Here is a 20,443-nt window from a genome sequence, read left to right as displayed (position 1 = left end):
TGAACTGAGTATAATTACTTGAGATAGTATGAGGGCGATCGCACTTGCTAGTTAATAAAAATTTGCAGAGAGAAAAATTAGTTTACTCATATTTGTTAAAATATCTCAATATTAACCATAAGGTTTCTTCTATAATAATTACTTAATTTTCCTTGTAAATACTGCTTAAAGCAGATTCATGAAAAAAGGGTAGGAGACAAGCGAAATCTTTACACTGCCTCCAAACCCCTCATACTCCAGTCAAATTAAGTGCCACGCCGGGCAGAATTACGGCTCTCGCTTCAGACAATATTCTTGGATGCCTTTTACGTCTAAAGTCGTATTTTGCAGAGAACGGATAGCGGCGACGGTGGCTTTAGCACCAGCAATGGTAGTAATAATCGGGATTTTGTAAGCTAAGGCTGTGCGGCGGATGAGTTTGGCATCGGTTTGCGCTTCTTCACCGGAAGGTGTGTTGATGATGAGTTGAATTTTCTGGTTTTTAATTGCGTCCAGGACGTGGGGACGGCCTTCGTGGAGTTTCAGCACCAACTCAACCTTTAAGTTATTTTCTTGAAGTACTTGGCGTGTGCCGAAAGTCGCCATCACAGTAAAGCCCAGGTCAATAAACTCCTTGACTACGGGAATGGCTAAGGCTTTGTCGCGATCGCTCATGGATACAAATACAGTACCAGTTAGGGGTAAACGCTCACCAGCAGCTAACTCTGCCTTGGCAAAGGCGCGGCCAAAGTCGCTGTCTATGCCCATCACTTCACCGGTTGAGCGCATCTCCGGGCCTAATATTGTATCTGTACCCGGAAATTTATTAAAGGGTAAAACTGCTTCTTTGACGGCAATATGTGAAGGAATGACTTCTTCTGTGAAGTTTAACTCCTCCAGAGTTTTACCCGACATAATTAATGATGCCAGTTTTGCCAACTGCACACCTGTAGCTTTAGAAACAAAAGGTACAGTCCGAGAAGCGCGGGGGTTAGCTTCAAGAATGTAGATTTGGGGAGAGTAGGAACCAACACCCACCACCGCAAACTGAATATTCATCAACCCCACAACCGAAAGTGCTTGCGCCAGTTGCACAGTCCAAGAACGAATTTGATGGAGAACGGCGGGGGGGAGAGAAATTGAAGGTAAAGAACAAGCAGAGTCGCCAGAGTGGATTCCGGCTTGTTCGATGTGTTCCATGATGCCACCAATTACCACACGTCCGGTATGATCAGCGATCGCATCTACATCGACTTCGATGGCATTTTCTAAGAACTTATCAATTAAGATGGGATGTTCTGGCTCTACTTGTACCGCAAAGGTCATGTAGCGTTCTAATTCTGTATCCGAGTAGACAATTTCCATTGCTCGTCCACCCAACACATAGCTAGGACGCACCACCACAGGATAACCAATGCGTCTAGCCACAATCAACGCATCTTCATAACTCCGCGCAATTCCATTTGGTGGTTGAGCGATATTTAATTGCTTGAGAATTTGCTCAAATCTTTCTCTATCTTCGGCGATGTCGATGGAATCGGGGGATGTTCCCCAGATTTTAGTGCTGAGTGCTGAGTGCTGAGTGCTGAGTGCTTGTTGGAGGGGAAGTGATAGTTTCAGAGGGGTTTGTCCGCCGAATTGGACGATGATACCCACGGGGTTTTCGGCTTCGATGATGTTGAGAACATCTTCTTTAGTTAACGGCTCAAAGTAGAGGCGATCGCTAGTATCGTAATCAGTAGAAACTGTCTCTGGGTTGGAGTTGACCATGATGGTTTCATAGCCTGCGCCTTTTAAAGCATAAGCAGCGTGACAGCAACAATAATCAAACTCAATTCCTTGACCGATACGGTTCGGCCCGCCACCCAAAATCATCACCTTGGGTTTCTCGGAAGGTAAAACTTCGGTTTCTTCTTCGTAGGTGGAATAATAGTATGGAGTAAACGCTTCAAACTCAGCCGCGCAGGTGTCAACAGTTTTATAAACTGGTATGACTCCCAACTCTTGACGGTATGCCCTAACTTCATCTTCTGTGGTTTTGGTGGCGAAAGCAATTTGGCGATCGCTATAACCTTCCCGTTTGACAGCATACATTTGTTCTTTTGTCAATTGCTTTAACGGGGTGCGCTTGATAAATTTTTCTGTCTCCAACAACTGCTGCATTTTATCTAAAAACCAAGGGTCAATCCCTGTAAGTTCATAGATTTCTTCAATAGTTAGCCCGACTTGCATAGCGTGACGCACAGCAAAAATGCGATCGGGATTCGGTGTCCGCAACAAAGCGCGGATTTGTTCGCCACTGGGTAATTTTTCGGCTTTGTCACAACCCCAACCCGCGCGTCCGGTTTCTAAAGAACGCAGCGCCTTTTGGAAAGATTCATTAAAAGTGCGTCCTATCGCCATTGCTTCCCCGACTGATTTCATCTGTGTAGTTAGCACTGGTTCCGAACCGGGGAATTTTTCAAAGGCGAAGCGGGGAATTTTGGTAACTACATAATCTATTGTCGGTTCAAAAGAGGCGGGGGTTTTTTTGGTGATGTCGTTGTTAATTTCATCTAAGGTGTAACCGACGGCTAACTTCGCCGCCATCTTAGCAATCGGGAAACCTGTAGCTTTAGAAGCCAAGGCCGAACTGCGAGACACGCGGGGGTTCATTTCAATTACTACAACATCCCCAGTCACCGGGTTAACGGCGAACTGAATATTAGAACCGCCAGTTTCTACCCCAATCTCGCGGATAATTTTAATCGACATATCCCGCAACCGTTGATATTCTTTATCGGTGAGGGTTTGGGCGGGTGCAACGGTGATGGAGTCGCCTGTATGAATCCCCATCGGGTCGAGGTTTTCGATAGAACAGATAATCACCACGTTATCTGCCAAATCGCGCATTACTTCTAATTCATATTCTTTCCAGCCGAGGAGGGATTGATCAATGAGAATTTGCGATACCGGACTCGCATCAATTCCCACCTGTGCCATTTCTTCAAATTCTTCTTGGTTGTAGGAAATACCGCCACCAGTCCCCCCCATTGTAAAGGCGGGGCGGATAATTAGAGGATATGAACCAATTTTACGAGCGATCGCTTTGGCTTCGTCTAAGGATGAGGCTGTACCACTGGGACATACTTGCACACCGATTTTCGCCATCGCCTCATTAAATAGCTTGCGGTCTTCCGCTTTTTCGATCGCGTCTAACTTTGCGCCGATCAATTCCACATTATATTGATCTAAGACACCGTTTTTAGCTAAGGCAACGGCGAGATTGAGGGCAGTTTGTCCCCCCATTGTCGGGAGTAAAGCATCTGGGCGTTCTTTAGCGATGACTTTAGCGACTAATTCTGGTGTTAACGGCTCAATATAAGTGCGATCGGCCGTTTCCGGGTCAGTCATAATTGTGGCAGGATTGGAGTTGACCAACACCACCTCATAGCCTTCTTCTCGTAATGCTTTACAGGCTTGGGTTCCAGAGTAGTCAAACTCACAGGCTTGCCCAATCACAATTGGGCCAGATCCTAACAGTAGTATTTTTTTCAGGTCTTGACGGCGGGGCATAGTCTTGGGGTTGGAGTAAGAAAATACAAATCCTGATTATTTTAAGGGTCTTTGCCCTCAGTCATCTTGTTTATTATCAAGTTTTCCGGGTTAAATCTTTGCCGCTAGAGAAAAGAAAGTAAGAAAACCAGGATATACAGAGAACAAATGACTATCGACGAATGACTATTGAAGAATATATCTCTTTTACTATCTTATGTATCTTACTTGTCTTGACTAACGCGGTATCCCGTTTTTCTGTGTTGACAGTTTGAAGTAATTCTCAAAGCACAAATTCGCAATTACCCGCAAATAATTTTTATCTAAGCTGCTACATACTCTAATTATTTAAGTATGAGTTTCCATCTGATATAAATATTTTACAAGACACAAAATATTTCTTAAACAAAAATATTTATCATTTACTCAATTGCCAATAATTTTTAATATCTAAATAAAGAATTATTTTATCTTGTGATTTTTTGTGTATTTAACTAAAAAATGACAGAGATACTGAATGCCTCTCTGTCATTTTTTACTTTCTCTTAATATTCTGAACTATCAGATTTTGCTGCAACCGTATAAAGACTGAGCTAGATAATGATATTTCTAGTTTTGAGCAGGTTGAACAAAACCTAAAGTTAAGCTGTCTTTTGCCAAGAAATGAGCTAAATGATAAGCTCTTTCTTCGGTCTTCAACAGAATCTTTTCGTACATATAGCGTGTACCACGGTCGCCCAAACTCTCTGCTTGTGCGGCTTGGCGGCGAATCACATTAATAATAGCTTGTTCGGCAGCTAGGTCATTTTCTACCATTTTGCGGGAAGAATATACGCCATCAGATTCTTGCTCAAAACAAGTTAATTCTGCTAATTTGCTGAAAGATGCAGCCGGTACACCACCCAAACCGTTAAGTCTTTCGCCAATTTCATGAACATGGTCTTGGACTTCGTTGTAACTATCGTTAAAAAACTCATGCAAAGAGTAAAACTCTGCACCTTCTACAACAAAATGATGTTTTTGGTACTGCAAGTAGAGTGCCTGAAAACTAGCTAAGACAACGTTTAGTCCTTCTGTAACTGGAGCCGTAACACTGCGGTCTAACAATACAGGATTGTCGTAAACTTGACCGAAATTTTGTAACAAAGTTTGTGTATCAGACATGGTTCTCCTCGCTATTTTTGCAGTTATAGTTTTTAACCGCTTAGTTTTTACATATTAACATTCTGAAAATAAAAGCAAGCCCAAAGAATATCATAAATTTCTAAAATTTTTTGTGGCGATAATTGCAAATTTTTGCTTTTTGGTCTATCAATCTTGAACTATTTCTTAAGGCGTATATCTAGCGATTGTAGAAATATTTACTAATAGGATTAATTACCAATTAAGAAATTCATGCAGTAAAGGAAACAAGAAAGACATTCAGGAAAAGGTAGAACTCAAAAGCCCAGAAGCAGAACTGAAGAGGGTTTGAGCCTAATTTCCCTGCACATTGTTCAGTCTTTCCCAGTAGCAACACTGAGTTAAAGCAGACTATTTACTATTGCTCTTACTTAATACCCAGTTGATTATGACTGGGTATCAATAAATAAGCTTCACGCACAAAGATTATCTGTAGAGATTGGGTGTAAGGGTGAAAGGGTTTAAGGCTTCGCCGTGAGCGTCAGCCGAACGGTGTAAGGATGCTGAAGAAATCTTTCCCCCCACACTCCCCACACCTCCCACACTTCCCACACTCCTCACACTCCCCACACCTCCCACTACGTAATTCCTAAAAGATTATTAAATTTTTACAAATTTACAATCAGGTCAAAGCTTGATGACATAAGCGTTTGAGCTACTTTTTAACCTTCTGTTAATGAGAAATTTTCATATTTTTAACTGAAAATAACTGAGAATTGTTCGCACTTAGGTTATTCTTATTTAAAGAAGCTGTGATCCCAAGATTTGCAAAATCGGGGAGCCAAGGCAGGCTAGTTACTGCAAATTCGTCGCGCTTTGAGGGTTCGTCTCTTGAAATCGTTTAGTTCCGGTTCAGAAATAGACCAAAAGTACGTAGTAGAGATTAATTGGGCAGACCGTTGGCAAGTCTATCAACGTCTAAATGAGCTAGATATTCCCTGTTTTTGTGAGGCTAACCAGCCATTGCAAGTGGAAATTGCTCATCCTTTGGCAATGGTGCAGTTTTGGTGTGTGATGCAACGGTTTTTCGCTTGTCGCCCAGAACTAATTCAGATTCTTGAGAATAGCTGGCAAAGTCACTATTGAAATTCATAGCTAAAGACAGATTTCTGAAAGCTGTTACGTGGTTAGAACAAACTTAGTCGGTAAAAAATTAGGGTGAAAAATATGGGTATAATCTACAGTCAATCAATTAAGGAATTTTGCTTAGAAGGCAGATTTATAGATTTTGTTATTAAAGATGGTTATAAGCTCAAAGGTTTAAAATTAGAGACTTCTGAGGGTGAATGCTATGTCAAGCTGGCGAAACCTTTGAGGGCTGCTTTTGATTGGCGCTTGCCCAAAGGTACTTGGCTGCAAGTCGTCGGTACCAAGAAATATGATGATAAAAAAAGTGAGTTTACACTCAAAGCTGAACGGGTAATGGCGGCGCGTTCTGATTTAGGTAGAGTTGCGTTACAGGAACCGCCAACGAATACTGCTGCTCAGGTTAAATCTGCAAAGACAAAGCAGACAATTTTAATGTGTCAAAAGTCAGACTGTTGGAAACGTGGCGGTAAAGCAGTTTGTCAAGCATTTGAGGCTGCATTGAGCGATCGCGGACTAGAAGACCAAGTTACCATCAAAGGTACAGGCTGTATGAAAAACTGCAAAGCAGGCCCCAATGTAGTGATGCCTGATAAAACCCGCTATAACCGGATTCAACCATCTGAAGTTGCTTCTGTGATGGATAAGCACTTTGCACCACAGCCAGAAGATAAGCAAAGCGAAAGTTCAGAATTATTACCAATAAATATATCTAATTTCAATAAAGTTTCTGCAAAATTTTCTGCCATTTAATGAGAAAATCATAAAGTTGGCAGATTAGTGTGTTTCCTTTAAACTTGGCTATAACTTTGACAAAGAAGATGCAAGAGTTATAGCTGGGTTATTTAATTTTTGGCGTTGCTGAATATGAGGATGAAAATTAAAAATTCAATCTCTCAAACTGGCGTTGCATAATTGCAGGATGATTTATTTCACGCAGAGGCGCAAAGACGCAGAGAGAATAAGGAGTTAAAAATTTCCAATACATCAAATTCATCCCCTCATTCAGCAATGCCCAATCTCTCAAACTCTTATGCTCCGCGCCTCTGCGTCTCTGCGTGAGTTAACCATCATCCCACTAATTAACAACGCCAATTTTTAATATTTTATTGGTTAGTTGTTAGATGACTTTAAAAAGACGAGCTTTTCAGTCGTGAGGTAAGCTTCAATTTCTTCTCGATTAGCATGATAATAAGTCAATGCAGCATATACTTGTGCTAAAGTCAAGTTTCCCATTCTTTCAACTATTTCCTCAGCATTTAGCCCCATTTTGTACCAAGCTGCAACTCTTTGTACAGATACTCTGGTTCCTGCGATGTGAGGACGACCACCAAGTGTTCCTGGTGTGCGAACAATCAATGTACCAATGTCTGTAAAAGTTTGCATTCACTCAAGTCCTCTATTTTAACCTTGATCATAAATCAACAGTTAGTGCGATCGCTAAAAGTAGAACGAAGTTTCTACAAAGGCATTAACTACAATATTTGATATTGATAGAAATCTGAAGAGAAATATGTATCTTGAAACAGTAAAATCACGTTTTACAGAATGCAGCCATTTGTTTACCAAAAAACTGTTGCCTTGTACACAAGAGCAAGTCTGTTGCCTTGAACAACGATTTGGATTAACTTTTCCAGTGGCTTATCAAGAATTTCTCTTATGGGGTGGTATTTGTGCTGGTGGACTTTTTGAAGGTTCTAACTGTTTTTATAAGTCTCTTCCAGAACTGCGACAAGGCGCAGAAGAACTATTAAATAGAGATGAGTTCCCTGAACTGCTCCCAGAAGACGCATTCGTATTTTTAATACATCAAGGCTATATATTTTGGTTTTTTAGAACTTCTGAAGGAGATGACCCGCCAGTTTATGGTTACGAGGAAGGGGCAGCACCAATTCCATATACGTCAGTTCCTTTCAAAAAGCTCTCCTCTAGCTTTAGCAAATTTCTGGCTGAATTATTAGAAGAAGAAGTTGGAGTCCGTAAAAGATTGCAAGAATAATCCTTAGTAATTACTGCTACATCGAATCTAGATGCTGACGTAATTTACTACTAAAGGTATCAATTACCGTTACAACTACCAACAGCACTAACATCATAGTTGTGGCTTTGTTGTATTCAAAACCATCAATATAACTCTTTAATTGAAAGCCAATTCCCCCAGCACCAACCACACCTAATACTGAAGCGGCGCGGATATTATATTCAAACATCCATAAGGTGTAGCCTAAACCCAAGGGTAACACTTGGGGTAAAATGCCATACTGCACAATCTGAAATCTTGATGCACCCATGACTTCCAATGATTCTAAAGATTTGGCGTTGACGGCTTCAATGGCTTGTTGATAGAACTTTGCTAAATAGCCAATGGTGTAAATAGCTAAGGCTAAAGTTCCGGCGGGTGCGCCTAAGCCAGTGGCGGCGACGAAAATCAAACCTAAAATGATGGAAGGAACGGAACGTACAGCATTTTGGAGTAAGTTAGCTAACCATTGCAACCAACGAGGCGCAACGTTACTAGCACTCGCTACCGCAATGGGTAAAGATAAAATTGCACCAACGGTAGTTCCCCACAAAGACATCTGTACTGTTTCTATGAGTGCTTTAATTGCTATATCTATAACCGTGGTATCTGGGGGAAATAGGCGAGATATAAAGTCTGTGATATACGGCCAGCTAGAGGTTAGCAATTCAAAATCAACTTTGATGCCTTGCAAAGCCCATGTATAAACTACGACTATAATTAACAGGATGAGTAAGGGACTAATCCAAGGATAACGGCGAAGAGTCTTGAAATTTAACATTAGGCAAATTGGGCTTGCAGGTTTTCACAAATTCCGTCGTAAACAATACGTCCAGCATCTAAGACGATCGCACGTTGTCCGTATTTTGCAGCTATACCTAAATCATGTAAAACTGTGACAATCGTCATCCCTTGCTGGTGTAATTCTGATAAAGTTTCCATCACCTGTTGACAGGCAACAACATCCAAACCTGTAATTGGTTCATCAGCTAAGAGTATCTGCGGTGATTGAATTAATGCACGGGCGATCGCAACTCGTTGTTGTTGTCCCCCACTGAGTTGACTGGTTTTTTGATAGGCTTGTTCTTTTAAACCCAACTGAGCAAGTAAATCCATTGCTAAGTTGCGATCGCGTTGGGGGAAACCAAACAATGTCTGCCAAGTTGTCCTCACACCCAGTCTGCCACACAATACATTATCAATGGCGGACAACTGCCGAATTAACCCACCGCCCTGAAATATCATCCCAACATGACGGCGAATCTGCACCAGTGTGCGGGGTGTCATTGTTACACCATTGATTTTAATTTCTCCCTTGCTGTAAGGAATTAACCCAATTAGCGATCGCAATAATGTTGATTTACCTGCACCATTCAGTCCCAGTAAAACCACAAACTCCCCCTGTTTTATCTGACAATTAATGCCATTCAAAATAGGACGATTCAAAGACGCAGTGTAGGCTGTTTCTAAGTTATGACATTCAATTACAAAATCATTCATCGATTTTTTTAAGGGCTGTAAGGATTTAAGGGATGTTCTCATCTAGCCCCAAAGAATAGAGTTCGTAGGGGCTAGATGCAATATATATGTCTATCTCCCTTGTCTTCCTTGTCTTCCTTGTCCTCCTTCTGGATGTATTTTTCAAAAGTCCCTAAGTACTTTTCTTAACTCAGCACTCAGCACTCAATACTCAGCACTCTTAAGGTGCAATTCCAATGCGAGAAAGGGCGGTGCGGACTGGGGACAAGTGACGGTTATGATCAACTCTCACCAATTCGGTGGAATTGTATAAGTTACGCAGAAGTTGGTTATTTTGTGATTGATTCAACTTCAGTAAGGCGTTGATTAATCTTTCTCTGTCTTGAACTGGGACATCATCATCAATGGCGATACCGTGGGCGGGAACGCCGGAGATTTTATACAGTACGCGCAACTGACTTCTTTCTTGGGCGGTGATGTACGGAGGGAACATGGCATACTCAGAAACAACCGCTACATCAGCTTGACCACGCACAACGGCTTGTAAGGCTTTGCTGTAATTACCACCATAAGCTACTTGACCGAAGAAACCATCCAGGCGATCGCGGTTGGGGACAAATCCCTGTTTCACTAATTCACTCACCGGGAAAACAAACCCTGAACCAGAAGTTGGGGAAGTAAAGGCGATGCGCTTACCCCGCAATTGTCCCAGAGTTGCTTGAGCCGTATTTCTAGTTTTTAAAGAGCTATTGTTGGGAACAACAAATATTGAATTATAGGTGTATCTTCCAGAGTAATTGTCGCGGACTTCTGCGAGGTACAACTTTGCATTTGCTAACTGTTCCGCTTTCAACGCCGGACGACTGCTCAGAAACGCCACATCAGCGCGATTTGCTCTCAAAGCTTCCACCGCAGCCGTATCATCACCAATTTGGGCTTTCACGGGAATTTTTAACTCGTTCGAGAGAAATCTGGCTACAGCATTGGCTCTGTTTTGTAAATCTGTAGAGTCAGAACGACTAGGAAAAATTATTGTTAAATTATTTAATCTTTTAGCTTGGGCAAGTAAGTGAGGCGTTTGTTGATGAGGCATAACATTAGCATTAGCATCACTCGTCCGCATCGCCCCAAAACTGCCAACAACCAAACCTGTTAGCGCCGCAAAGGCAACACCAGCACCCAACACACCCTTTTTACTCACACTCATTTCTAACTCTCCGTTAGGAACTATTAGCAGTATTTTTGATAAAAAGTTTCAAATACTCCAAGAAAAGAATCTAAGACTTTTAGGAATAAAAGTCAATATGAACTATGTGTGACTACTTATAAAGATGAATCATAAATATAGCAACCAACAGGTTTTTAATTTACTCTTCAAAAGAAATTCAGCAGTCAGAAAGAAGCGGTTTTATATTGGTATTTGATTAGCTAAAAATTTTTTCACTTATATCTAATAAGTATAAAATTATGCTCTAACATAAAAACATGATAAAAGCGATCGCCCTCCAAACAGAGTTTGCGATCGCTCTTATCTAAAGCCTACTAAAGAATAAAGGCGATCTTTCTCCGGCCAGAGTTTGCGATCGCCTTTATGTAACCCTACTACGATTACAAATTCATCATGACACAATTACAACAGTCTGCCCAGTCAACACTAGAACAATATCTGCGTGACGAAAACTTAAATCAAACCATCCGCAGCCAACCAACTCAACCCCCAGACTGGTGTAGGTTGGGTGGAGGAACGGAACCCAACATTCACGCATACTTTGTTGGGTTGCGCTATCGCTACATCCAACCTTACTATTCTCTTAACTGAACCGTATTGGCATATAACTAGCCTGCGGAGGCAGGCTTTGTTTGTATAGCCCCAGACTTCCAGTCTGAGGGGTTGATTTAATCAATATTTGCAGGATATTGCATAAAGTTAACTTGATAGCATTTACCTCAGAAACAATGCTTTGAAAATGCCTAGTTTTTGTCTAGTTTTTGTTCCCAAGTTTCAGTATCTTGAGATTGTTGTGCCGCAGAAACAATCTGCCCGTTAATATAAGTAACAATAAAAATTAAATCTCCAATTGCTTCTAGTTCAGAGGCTTCCTTTGGTGTCAGAGAATCAGCTAATTTTTTATCGACAAGTTCTTGCATTCGGTCTTGTAATTCATCTGTCAATTTAAACAGATTCAGACTATTGACTTTTTCAATTTTAATCCCTTTTTCTAGCCAAGATGAGGGTTTAACTGATACCGGTGTCATGAGTTTATAGCAATTGAATACATCACTATTTTATACTTAAACAGTAAAACTTACTAGTACAACAAGGCAAAAGGAAAAAGGCAAAAGGAAAAAGAAATAATAACGATAACACAAGCCTTTTAGCAATTCCTTATACCATTTCACGAAAAATCTGATACAGATGTAAACCCTGAAAGGTTTACTGTATCTAAGTTTTTTAATTGCGAATTGCGACTTGCGAATTGTGAATTGGTATTATGGTCTGTTTATTTCCGCCGACCTGTACTAGCCAGTTTTCTAGTTTTAATCCTTGTATTCGCTGCAAATCAAAATCGTGAGAAACTAGAATTAAACCTCGTGCGATCGCAGTTTTATTTGATATGAGTAAAAAAGACAAGGGAGAGGTATATTGGTGAATAATTGAGGATGGCTTTATAACAAATCAGTGATGGAAAATTGGCGCTGGCGATCGAGTTCTTGCAGTTTGATTTTATCGGCGTAGAATGCTTGATAATACAATTTCTCTCGTTCTGGTTCTGTTTCTGCATCTGTTTCTTGCCAAAGTTCTAAAAAGTGACGATAACGTTTTTCGCGCAATACTCTTTCCATACAAGCAGTTGCCGCTTGGACAACTTGCGGAGTGCGGAGTATCTCTTTTTTACTCTTTTCATTTAAATGAAACAAATGTGAAATTAATTCTATTTCTTCACCTAATTCTAAATATATATCTTGCAAACTAGAGATTAAATTAATTTGCTCATTGGTTAATTCTAAAATTTGCCCCCACAAAAACCGATGATGAGACAAGCTAAAATCTAAATTTCTTTCTTCCAGTTCGCTAATAATTGCTTGTCGCTGTTCGGGACAATGTAAATAAATTCGCAGCAATAAAGCCTCGGCTTGTTCTAAAAGACTCCGATCAGGAAGCGGCGCGGGAGATTGACGAGAGAGATATTTTTTTACAGTAGCTGTGACTGGTTTTTGCTGTCTACTAGCGGGTGCAATGCCACCTAGTAAAGTTTCTAGATTTTCTTCTCGCAATCTTACAAGTCCAGCATCTCCTAAGCTCAGTATTTGAGCGCAGTGGGCGACATAGTATTTACGTGTTTCACTACTCCCAATTCGTTCCAACAACTTGACCATATTCTGAGTTACTTGCTGATAATCAAATGCCTGTCGCAAGTCCCGACCTTTAGTAATTTGTTGAATCTGCCAATCTAACCACAGTGGCGCATTTTGCAACAAGCTTTGATAATCTTCTGTGGTATGAGTATGTAAGTATTCATCAGCATCTTTACCATCGGGAATATTGAGAATCTTGAGTTGGACTTCACCTTTGTAGGCTAAATCTGCAATTTCACCGATCGCTCTTTCTGCGGCGTTAGTCCCGGCTTTATCAGCATCAAAGTTGAGAACTAACTGTTTTGAGTCGGTGTAACGTAATATTAACCGGACTTGTTCTAAACTCAGGGCTGTACCCAAAGAAGCGACAGCATTGTTAATCCCCGCCGCATGAAGGGCGATCGCATCAAAATACCCTTCTACTACCACAGCTTGGTCAACTTGAGCAATTCCGGTTTTGGCTAAGTCAATGGCGAATAACGTTTTACCTTTGTTAAATAGTTCGGTTTCCGGGGAATTGAGATATTTTGGTTGTTCGTCAGTCAATGTGCGCCCCCCAAACGCAATCACTCGCCCTTGAATATCGCGGATGGGAATCATTAGGCGATCGCGGAACACATCATAATAACCGCCCCCTTCTTTGCGCGGCTTAATCAATCCCGCTTTTTCTAGCAACTGCACAGGATAATGTTTATTCTCCACCAAATACCTATACAGCGTTTCCCAACCAGCAGGGGCGTAACCCAAGCCAAACTGCTGAATAGTTGCTTCTTTTAATTTGCGGTTTACTAGTAAATACTGCAACGCCTTTTGCGCCTGGGTTTGGCGGAGAGCGTGTTGATAAAAATTGGCTGTGGTTGCGAGAACTTCATATAATTGTTCCCGCAACGATAATTGACGCTGTAATTCTTGTCTTTGTTCAGGTTCCAGGGTTTGGACATTCACTTGATAGCGCCGCGCCAAATCCAGCACCACTTCCGTAAACGACTGCTTACCCAAATCCATCAAAAACTTAATTGCATTTCCGCCAGCATTACAGCCAAAGCAATAATACATTTGCTTACTTTGACTGACTGTAAAGCTAGGACTCTTCTCACTATGGAAGGGACACAAACCGATAAAATCTTTACCACGCTTGCGTAAAACTACGTGTTCTGATACCACATCCACAATATCAGCACGTTGTTTAATTTCCTCAATTGTGTCTGGATGCAAGCGGGGAATGTACATATTACCCGAATTTCTCACGTATGGGTAGTGGGTGTGGGAAGTGTGGGGAGAGAGGGGAGTGTGGGGAGAAAGATTTCTTCACCATCTTCCCACACCTCCCAAACCTCCCACACCCCTGGATTTCTCTCTTGAGAGAAATCCAGGATTAGTCATTGGTCATTACCAAGGACTAAGGACAAATGACTAATGACAAAATACTTCTGATAGCTATTATATTCTTGTTGCTAGACGAAGAATTATGTATAGAATTGCTTACGCTTAATTTTTTAAGAGGAAATACTGAAGATGGGGCGTATTTTTATTTCGGCGGCGCACGGAGGCAAAGAAGCAGGAGGAATCGATCCCGGTTCAATTGCTGGGGGAACTACAGAAGCCAGAGAAATGATTCTGCTGCGGGATTTAATTGTTACCGAACTGCGGGCGCGGACATTTGAAGTTTTGGCTGTTCCTGATGATTTAAGCGCCGCCGACACCATCACTTGGATTAATTCTCGTGGTCGTCGCGGAGATGTCGCCCTGGAAATTCATGCTGATTCCGCCAGTAGTCCAACGGTGCGTGGAGCTAGTGTATTTTATATTGCCAGTAATAATGAGCGTAAAAGTAATGGTGAACTGCTGTTAGTCGGTTTGTTACGCCGTGTTCCCCAATTACCGAATCGAGGAGTCAAACCAGATACCGATAGCGGCTTGGGACGTTTAGCATTTTGTCGTCAAACAACATTGCCTTCATTATTAATGCAAGTGGGATTTCTCAGCAGCCCCGATGACCGCGCCTTGCTGCAAAACCGCCGCCGTGATTTTGCTTTGGGTATTGCTGATGGTTTGGCTTCTTGGAGTCGTGTTATTGACCCCACCCCCGGAACTCCCACGGAACAAACCTATCCATCTATTAATATCAACATCAACGGTCAGAACTACCCAGAACAAGGAATATTAGTTAATGGTAATGCTTATATTCCCATTGATTTAGTAGACCGCTTGCGAATTGATTTAACAACAGCCCAAAATGTCAACCGAATTACCTACCGCCGAGTTGTATATGTCAAAGCTGTAGAACTTCGAGATTTTAATATTTCTGTTGGTTGGGATAGCGCCACACGTACTGTTAAACTACGTTCAATTTTAGTAATTTGCCCTGGTCAAATTGATCAAATTATCTCCCGTGGTAATACTTCCGAAGTGCAGCTACAACTCTTTCTGCGAAATAATAATGAAACTGCTTTAGCCAAGTTTCCTGATATTCCCAAACTCTATCGAGAAGAAGCCACAATTGAAGGTGTGAATTACGATATTGCCTTTTGCCAAATGTGTGTTGAAACGGGATTTTTACGGTTTGGAGGTGATATTCGACCAGAACAAAACAACTTTGCTGGACTTGGCAGTATTGGCGGTGGTTCTGATGCGGCGGCGTTTGAAAGTGCCAGAATTGGAGTCAGGGCGCATATTCAACATTTAAAAGCTTACGCCAGTTTAGAACCGTTGGTAAATGAAGTGGTTGACCCTAGATTTCGCTTTGTCACAAGAGGAATCGCCCCTTTAGTTACTCAACTTTCTGGGCGTTGGTCAGCAGATTTAGATTATGGGGCTAAAATTACGGCAATGGTGCAAAGATTATACGAGTCAGCCGGATTTATGTAATTAATTTATCTCTTTTGAGGAGGCGATCGCTATTTAATTAGAACGCCAATTTTCAATCTGTAAATTAGGCACTCTTTGAAACTCTCGGACATTAGATGTTACTAAAACGTGATTATTGATGACTGCGGTGGCTGCAATCAGTACATCATAAGCACCTATAGGTAAACCTGCTAATTTGAGCAAGCTTCTAATTTGAGCAGCTTGTTCGGCTTCTTTAGAGTCAAAAGGTAAAATTGTAATTGAGCTTAATAAAGTTTCAATAATAGAGTGAATTTTAACAGCGCGTTGTAGATTAATAGCTAATCCATATTTCACTTCCATAATTGTTATCGATGACACAAAAATATCAGCACGAGATGTTGATTTTAATTGTTTGAGGGTGTTTGCTTCTCCTTTAACAAAGTCACTAATTACGCAAGTGTCTAGTAGATAACCCATAATTAAATTTCTATTTCCTTCGGCGGTAACAGTTCCTCCCGATATGATTCAAAGATGATACTTTCTTCTAAACCTTGATATTCCATAATTATTTCTGGCCAATTTGTGGGTTCGCTTTCTAAGAAAGTAACGAAAACTTTGCTTTCAGTGATGCCCAATGGTATTTCATCTAATTCGATTTTGCCGTCTTTATAAGTTCCTTGAATGGTTTTTAACATATAAATTACCTCCTACATAAATTTTAGCCTGAAAGCTTTACCCCCTAATGGGTATGAGCTTCAAGATATCCCTGTAACTTTATGAAAAACAGTCAGGATGGGCAAACGGGAAACTGCTTGCGCGTCTACGATTTTCCGTGGACTGTGCTTAAGTCCTATGACTTACATTAATGGGGGAAGAATACCAAGTTGCTGCATCAAAGCCATAATATCTGCCTGTCCCCAATGTTCTACCACTTTGCCGTCAACAATTTGGTCTATGTGCATCACGGCAAATTCCACTGGCTGACCTGTGGGCGGAAAACCTAGTAATTCTCCCTCATGAGTACCGCTAAATGTTCCACGGGTCACGACTTTATCATTCTCAACAATCACATCTGCAAATGTATGCTTCCCATCAGGAAAAGCATTACGCATCATCAACCCATACTCGATAAAACCATTTAAATCGAGAGGTTCCGATGCGCCTGTTGTATGAGCGATAAAGTTTGCAGCGATAATTTTTTTGGCTTGTTCAACACTGCCATTGTCAAAGGCTTGGTAAAATTCCAGGGCAATGGCTTTGTTTTGTGCGGTAGACATGGTTGGAGTTATTACAGGGTATTAAGCATTTAAATACCCTCATATCCAACCAGCGTCAAGAGTAAACAGTGTTAAAATCGCTGACCTATGCCCAAATGCACTTTACTTTCACCTTGGTCGTTAATGCCGTAGTCAGCCCGAATTAACCCCAGTGGGGAATCTAAGCGCACACCTGCACCATAACCAAAACCGTAACCGGGTTTATCACGCGCACCCGCAGGGTCTCCTAACACGGTGCTACCAGAACCTAAATCTGAGCCAAAGTCAGCAAATAACACGCCGCCAACGATGGGTAAGATGGGGAAGCGGTATTCTGCGGAAGCTAAAACGTAACTGCGGCCACTGCCGACTTTACCTGCATCATAACCGCGCACAGAGTTGGAACCGCCCAAATTAAAGGCTTCGTAAGGTGGTAAATCACCAATGACTGTCCCGGCTTGAACATTTAAAGCGAATACTTGCGGTTGTTTACTGTCGAATACTTTGACTGGTACATATTGGCTGAAATTGGCGGTGACGCGGTTGAGGGAAATATTACCTTGACCGATGGGTATAGATTGTTCTGTACTTAATTTGAGTAAGGAACCTTGAGTTGGGTTGAGTGGGTTATCGCGTTTGTCTTTAGCGGCGGTGAAAGATACGGTGGTTAAGTCATCAATACCTGTACCACTGGCAGATAAGGGATTACCTTGGGCATCGGTTGAATTAATATTACCTTGGCGATCGCGGATTGTTGTCCGAGTATAATTCAATCCTAAAGAAGCATCCCAACCATCAATCGGTCTTTGCAAGCTGACACTCCCGCCAATTTGCCCTTCTCGCACTTTATCACCGTTGGCTAATTTAATGGTGTCATCAAAGGTTTCAGAAAGTTCTTGGCGACGGAAGCCGTTAATAGTGTAACCCAAGCTATCAGGATTGTTGGGACGATAAGGATTAATTAATTTCCCATCAAATTGCAAGTCACGACTACTAACACCTACATTTAAATTTAAAATATTGTTCTTCCCGGCAACGTTTTGGTCTTGATAATTAACAGTACCTATGATGCCTTGATTAGCGTTATAACTTCCGCCCAAATTAATTGCTCGTGCGCCATTTTCCTTGATTTCATAAACTAAATCTAATTTATTAGCATCGCCTTCTAAAGCCACATTCACACTGGAAAATAAGCCTGTGCGATATAGTTGTTGAATATCTTGCTGTACTAATTTTTCTTGAAATACTTGCCCAGTTTGCAGTTTAATTTGCTGCCGTAAAAACTCTGGCTTAGTGCGTCCTGTAACAGGATTTCCTTTACTATCAACAGTTTGACCTTCATCGTTGACAAAGCGGAATTTAATATCACCTACTACACCTTCGGCGACGTTGATGTTAAGTATTCCCTCCCGACTGGGTTTAATTGATAGGACTCGCGCCAAGTTATAACCGTTATCGGCGTACCATTGATTGACCTGTTCCACAGCTTTTTGCAATCCGGCGGGACTGATGGCGCTATTGAATTGGGGTTGAAATTGTTCCAGGGCTACTTGATAAGTTAGTACTTTTGCACCAGAAAGTTGCAGCGATCGCACTATTACTGGTTGCACTTGATAAGTTACACTCAACCCTGCGGCTGTGGTGCGGCTATTAACATTGGCGGTGGTAAATAAACCAGTCTCTAAAATTGCGGCGACATCTTTTTGTAGCTGGTTTTGGCTGGTGTCTCCCCCAGGCTGGGTTTTAATCACGCGGCGGACAATTTCTTGCAATTCGGGAGTTGCGCCTACTACCTGGACATCTATTGCTGTAACAACTAAGTTATTATCTGTTGGTAAAGTAGTCTTGCTTTGATTAATGGGAGTGAGTACTACAGGAGATTTTTTGTTAATAACTGTGGATTTTTGGGTAAATTGCGGCGTAACCACAGTTTCTGGTGCTGAAACAGCTTCGGTGCGGATGGGAGTTTCTTCAATTACCGGAACTATGACATCTTTTTTAGTTTCGTTGGCTGGGGTAGTTGGTACAGCTAGTGCTTGTTGAGTGACATTACTAGCCGCTAAAGTAGCTAAAGTTAAAATTGCGGTTTTAGAAATTTGCATAACAAATAATTACTAATTCGTAATTCGTAATTGAAGTATGCAAGCTTAAGCCACCACTGTGTTGATTGGGTTTACCCAAAACCACAGCAGTTCCCTCAATTTATTGACGGAAGTTATAAGCTTCAAACCCCTAGCTAACTTCTATGGGTTAATTACGAATTATCAATTACAAGTTATTTTGACAGTTAATCTTGATGTTTTGTTTCTTATGAGTCATTCACCATCTGCAAGTTCTCGGTTACGCTTACTATTTTTAAGTAACGGTCATGGCGAAGATATCATCGCAGTCCGCATTGTGCAAGCATTCCAGCAACTATCAAACCCACCAGAGATGTTTGCTTTACCTTTGGTGGGTGAAGGACATGCTTATCAAAATTTGGGCATTCCTTTGATTGGTGCAGTACAAACAATGCCTTCTGGTGGTTTTATATATATGGATAACCGCCAACTGATGCGGGATGTGCGCGGCGGTTTAGTACAGTTGACACTCAGCCAAATCCAAGCAATGCGGCGGTGGGTGAGTTCGCAACCAAAATCAGGTAAACAAACAGCAATTTTAGCGGTGGGAGATATTGTCCCGTTATTGTTTGCTTATTTTAGTGGCGCGAATTATGCTTTTGTCGGCACAGCGAAATCTGAGTATTATGTGCAGGATGAAACAGGATTGTTACCACGCCAATCTAAGTCTGCACGTTGGGAAAATTTTTCTGGTTCAATTTACCATCCGTGGGAACGTTGGTTAATGAGTCGTCGCCGTTGTCGGGCGGTGTTTCCCAGAGATAGTTTGACTACGGAAATTTTAAAACAATGGCCGATTCCGGCTGTTGATGTGGGGAATCCGATGATGGATAATTTAGAACCGAGTTTTCCCTTGCAACGATTTTACACTGCTGATATCCAACAACAAGAATTAGCCAGACCATTGGTTGTGACGCTGCTTCCCGGTTCTCGTCCACCAGAAGCTTATCAAAATTGGCAATTAATTATGGAAGCGGTATCTGCACTGCTGGCTAGTTTTCAAGAACGAGATGCAGCAGGACATACTTCTGGTAATGTGGTGTTTTTAGCAGCGATCGCACCCAGTCTAGATACTAGCCAACTCACCTCTAACTTACAAGTCCAAGGTTGGCGACCCCACACAACATCACCAATTTCTCTACCGGATACCAATACTTTAATTTATCAGCAACGCAATGCTTATTTGCTCATCTCTCAACAAGCTTATAACGATTGTATACATTTGGGAGATGTGGCGATCGCAATGGCGGGGACTGCTACAGAACAATTTGTTGGTCTAGGCAAGCCTGCGATCGCAATTCCCGGACAGGGGCCACAATATAATTATGCCTTTGCCGAAGCCCAAAGCCGTCTTTTAGGATCTTCTTTGATTTTAATTGACAAACCATCCCAAGCAGCGAAGGTGTTGCGATCGCTGCTACAACATCCTGACAGGTTACAAATCATCGCCGAAAATGGTTTGCGGCGAATGGGTCAACCAGGCGCAGCTAGGCGAATCGCTGATTGTTTAGCCGAAAGATTAGTTTTATAGCGGTAGTATATAGCCTTTCCTAGTCTGCTGAGGTACAAATTTATCTGCGTCCATCTGCGGTTAATTATTC

At 41.6% G+C, this 20,443-nt stretch carries 19 protein-coding genes; 6 read left to right on the top strand and 13 right to left on the bottom strand.

The window, feature by feature from the left end; all coding sequences use genetic code 11:
* Positions 1-267: 267 nt before the first annotated feature.
* The 3 genes from carB to H6G74_RS17400 form a co-directional block, all read right to left on the bottom strand.
* Positions 268-3,534 (bottom strand): carbamoyl-phosphate synthase large subunit, encoded by a 3,267-nt coding sequence (gene carB, locus H6G74_RS17410; RefSeq protein WP_190968865.1) that lies wholly within the window; start codon positions 3,532-3,534, stop codon positions 268-270.
* A gap of 588 nt (positions 3,535-4,122) precedes the next feature.
* The gene (locus H6G74_RS17405) at positions 4,123-4,677 is read right to left on the bottom strand and encodes a DNA starvation/stress protection protein DpsA (protein ID WP_062294090.1); all 555 of its coding nucleotides are present in this window, start codon (positions 4,675-4,677) and stop codon (positions 4,123-4,125) included.
* Between the two features lie 444 nt (positions 4,678-5,121).
* On the bottom strand, positions 5,122-5,274 hold the full coding sequence (locus tag H6G74_RS17400; RefSeq protein WP_190968864.1) for a hypothetical protein: 153 nt from the start codon (positions 5,272-5,274) through the stop codon (positions 5,122-5,124).
* A gap of 252 nt (positions 5,275-5,526) precedes the next feature.
* Here H6G74_RS17400 and H6G74_RS17395 point away from each other — a divergent pair, with 252 nt between their 5' ends.
* Together H6G74_RS17395 and H6G74_RS17390 are read left to right on the top strand one after the other, a co-directional pair.
* Positions 5,527-5,781, top strand: coding sequence for an Asr1405/Asl0597 family protein (locus tag H6G74_RS17395; protein WP_190591236.1), 255 nt, complete (start codon positions 5,527-5,529; stop codon positions 5,779-5,781).
* 81 nt (positions 5,782-5,862) lie between these two features.
* Positions 5,863-6,534 (top strand): (2Fe-2S) ferredoxin domain-containing protein, encoded by a 672-nt coding sequence (locus tag H6G74_RS17390; protein WP_190968863.1) that lies wholly within the window; start codon positions 5,863-5,865, stop codon positions 6,532-6,534.
* Between the two features lie 360 nt (positions 6,535-6,894).
* Here H6G74_RS17390 and H6G74_RS17385 read toward each other — a convergent pair whose 3' ends face one another.
* The gene (locus H6G74_RS17385; protein ID WP_190968862.1) at positions 6,895-7,167 is read right to left on the bottom strand and encodes a DUF433 domain-containing protein; all 273 of its coding nucleotides are present in this window, start codon (positions 7,165-7,167) and stop codon (positions 6,895-6,897) included.
* Positions 7,168-7,294: 127 nt separating this feature from the next.
* On the opposite strand from H6G74_RS17385, the gene H6G74_RS17380 reads away from it, so the two are divergent.
* Positions 7,295-7,780, top strand: a complete 486-nt coding sequence (locus H6G74_RS17380) for an SMI1/KNR4 family protein (protein WP_190968861.1) — start codon at positions 7,295-7,297, stop codon at positions 7,778-7,780.
* A 16-nt stretch (positions 7,781-7,796) separates the two neighbouring features.
* Here the strand turns inward: H6G74_RS17380 and phnE are convergent, their stop codons facing one another.
* The 3 genes from phnE to H6G74_RS17365 form a co-directional block, all read right to left on the bottom strand.
* Positions 7,797-8,582: a phosphonate ABC transporter, permease protein PhnE gene (gene phnE / locus H6G74_RS17375; protein WP_190968860.1), complete on the bottom strand. Its 786-nt coding sequence runs from the start codon at positions 8,580-8,582 to the stop codon at positions 7,797-7,799.
* Complete coding sequence (locus H6G74_RS17370; RefSeq protein WP_190968859.1) at positions 8,582-9,301, bottom strand: phosphonate ABC transporter ATP-binding protein; 720 nt, start codon at positions 9,299-9,301, stop codon at positions 8,582-8,584. Before H6G74_RS17370 ends, phnE begins: the two co-directional genes overlap by 1 nt.
* 199 nt (positions 9,302-9,500) lie before the next feature.
* Positions 9,501-10,487 (bottom strand): phosphate/phosphite/phosphonate ABC transporter substrate-binding protein, encoded by a 987-nt coding sequence (locus H6G74_RS17365; RefSeq protein ID WP_190968858.1) that lies wholly within the window; start codon positions 10,485-10,487, stop codon positions 9,501-9,503.
* Positions 10,488-10,901: 414 nt separating this feature from the next.
* Here H6G74_RS17365 and H6G74_RS17360 point away from each other — a divergent pair, with 414 nt between their 5' ends.
* Positions 10,902-11,099: a hypothetical protein gene (locus H6G74_RS17360; RefSeq protein ID WP_190968857.1), complete on the top strand. Its 198-nt coding sequence runs from the start codon at positions 10,902-10,904 to the stop codon at positions 11,097-11,099.
* A 152-nt stretch (positions 11,100-11,251) separates the two neighbouring features.
* Here the strand turns inward: H6G74_RS17360 and H6G74_RS17355 are convergent, their stop codons facing one another.
* Both H6G74_RS17355 and dnaG read right to left on the bottom strand, forming a co-directional pair.
* The gene (locus H6G74_RS17355) at positions 11,252-11,536 is read right to left on the bottom strand and encodes a hypothetical protein (RefSeq protein WP_190968856.1); all 285 of its coding nucleotides are present in this window, start codon (positions 11,534-11,536) and stop codon (positions 11,252-11,254) included.
* Between the two features lie 411 nt (positions 11,537-11,947).
* Positions 11,948-13,867, bottom strand: coding sequence for a DNA primase (gene dnaG / locus H6G74_RS17350; protein ID WP_190968855.1), 1,920 nt, complete (start codon positions 13,865-13,867; stop codon positions 11,948-11,950).
* A 285-nt stretch (positions 13,868-14,152) separates the two neighbouring features.
* On the opposite strand from dnaG, the gene tftA reads away from it, so the two are divergent.
* Positions 14,153-15,505, top strand: a complete 1,353-nt coding sequence (tftA, locus tag H6G74_RS17345) for a hormogonium tapered terminus morphoprotein TftA (protein ID WP_190968854.1) — start codon at positions 14,153-14,155, stop codon at positions 15,503-15,505.
* A 33-nt stretch (positions 15,506-15,538) separates the two neighbouring features.
* Here tftA and H6G74_RS17340 read toward each other — a convergent pair whose 3' ends face one another.
* The 4 genes from H6G74_RS17340 to H6G74_RS17325 form a co-directional block, all read right to left on the bottom strand.
* Positions 15,539-15,943: a type II toxin-antitoxin system VapC family toxin gene (locus H6G74_RS17340; protein ID WP_190968853.1), complete on the bottom strand. Its 405-nt coding sequence runs from the start codon at positions 15,941-15,943 to the stop codon at positions 15,539-15,541.
* Between the two features lie 2 nt (positions 15,944-15,945).
* On the bottom strand, positions 15,946-16,161 hold the full coding sequence (locus H6G74_RS17335) for a hypothetical protein (protein ID WP_190968852.1): 216 nt from the start codon (positions 16,159-16,161) through the stop codon (positions 15,946-15,948).
* A 162-nt stretch (positions 16,162-16,323) separates the two neighbouring features.
* A complete protein-coding gene (locus tag H6G74_RS17330; RefSeq protein ID WP_190968851.1) occupies positions 16,324-16,743 on the bottom strand; it encodes an ester cyclase in 420 nt (139 codons plus the stop codon).
* Between the two features lie 71 nt (positions 16,744-16,814).
* Positions 16,815-18,824 (bottom strand): BamA/OMP85 family outer membrane protein, encoded by a 2,010-nt coding sequence (locus H6G74_RS17325; RefSeq protein WP_190968850.1) that lies wholly within the window; start codon positions 18,822-18,824, stop codon positions 16,815-16,817.
* 208 nt (positions 18,825-19,032) lie between these two features.
* Between H6G74_RS17325 and H6G74_RS17320 the strand changes: the two genes are divergently transcribed.
* On the top strand, positions 19,033-20,373 hold the full coding sequence (locus H6G74_RS17320; RefSeq protein ID WP_190968906.1) for a lipid-A-disaccharide synthase-related protein: 1,341 nt from the start codon (positions 19,033-19,035) through the stop codon (positions 20,371-20,373).
* Positions 20,374-20,443: the final 70 nt, after the last annotated feature.

The organism is Nostoc spongiaeforme FACHB-130, assembly GCF_014698475.1.
GTDB classification, from domain to species: domain Bacteria; phylum Cyanobacteriota; class Cyanobacteriia; order Cyanobacteriales; family Nostocaceae; genus Nostoc_B; species Nostoc_B spongiaeforme.
The sequence above is the reverse complement of the archived record's forward strand: the minus strand, read 5'-3'. Positions and strand labels throughout refer to the sequence as shown.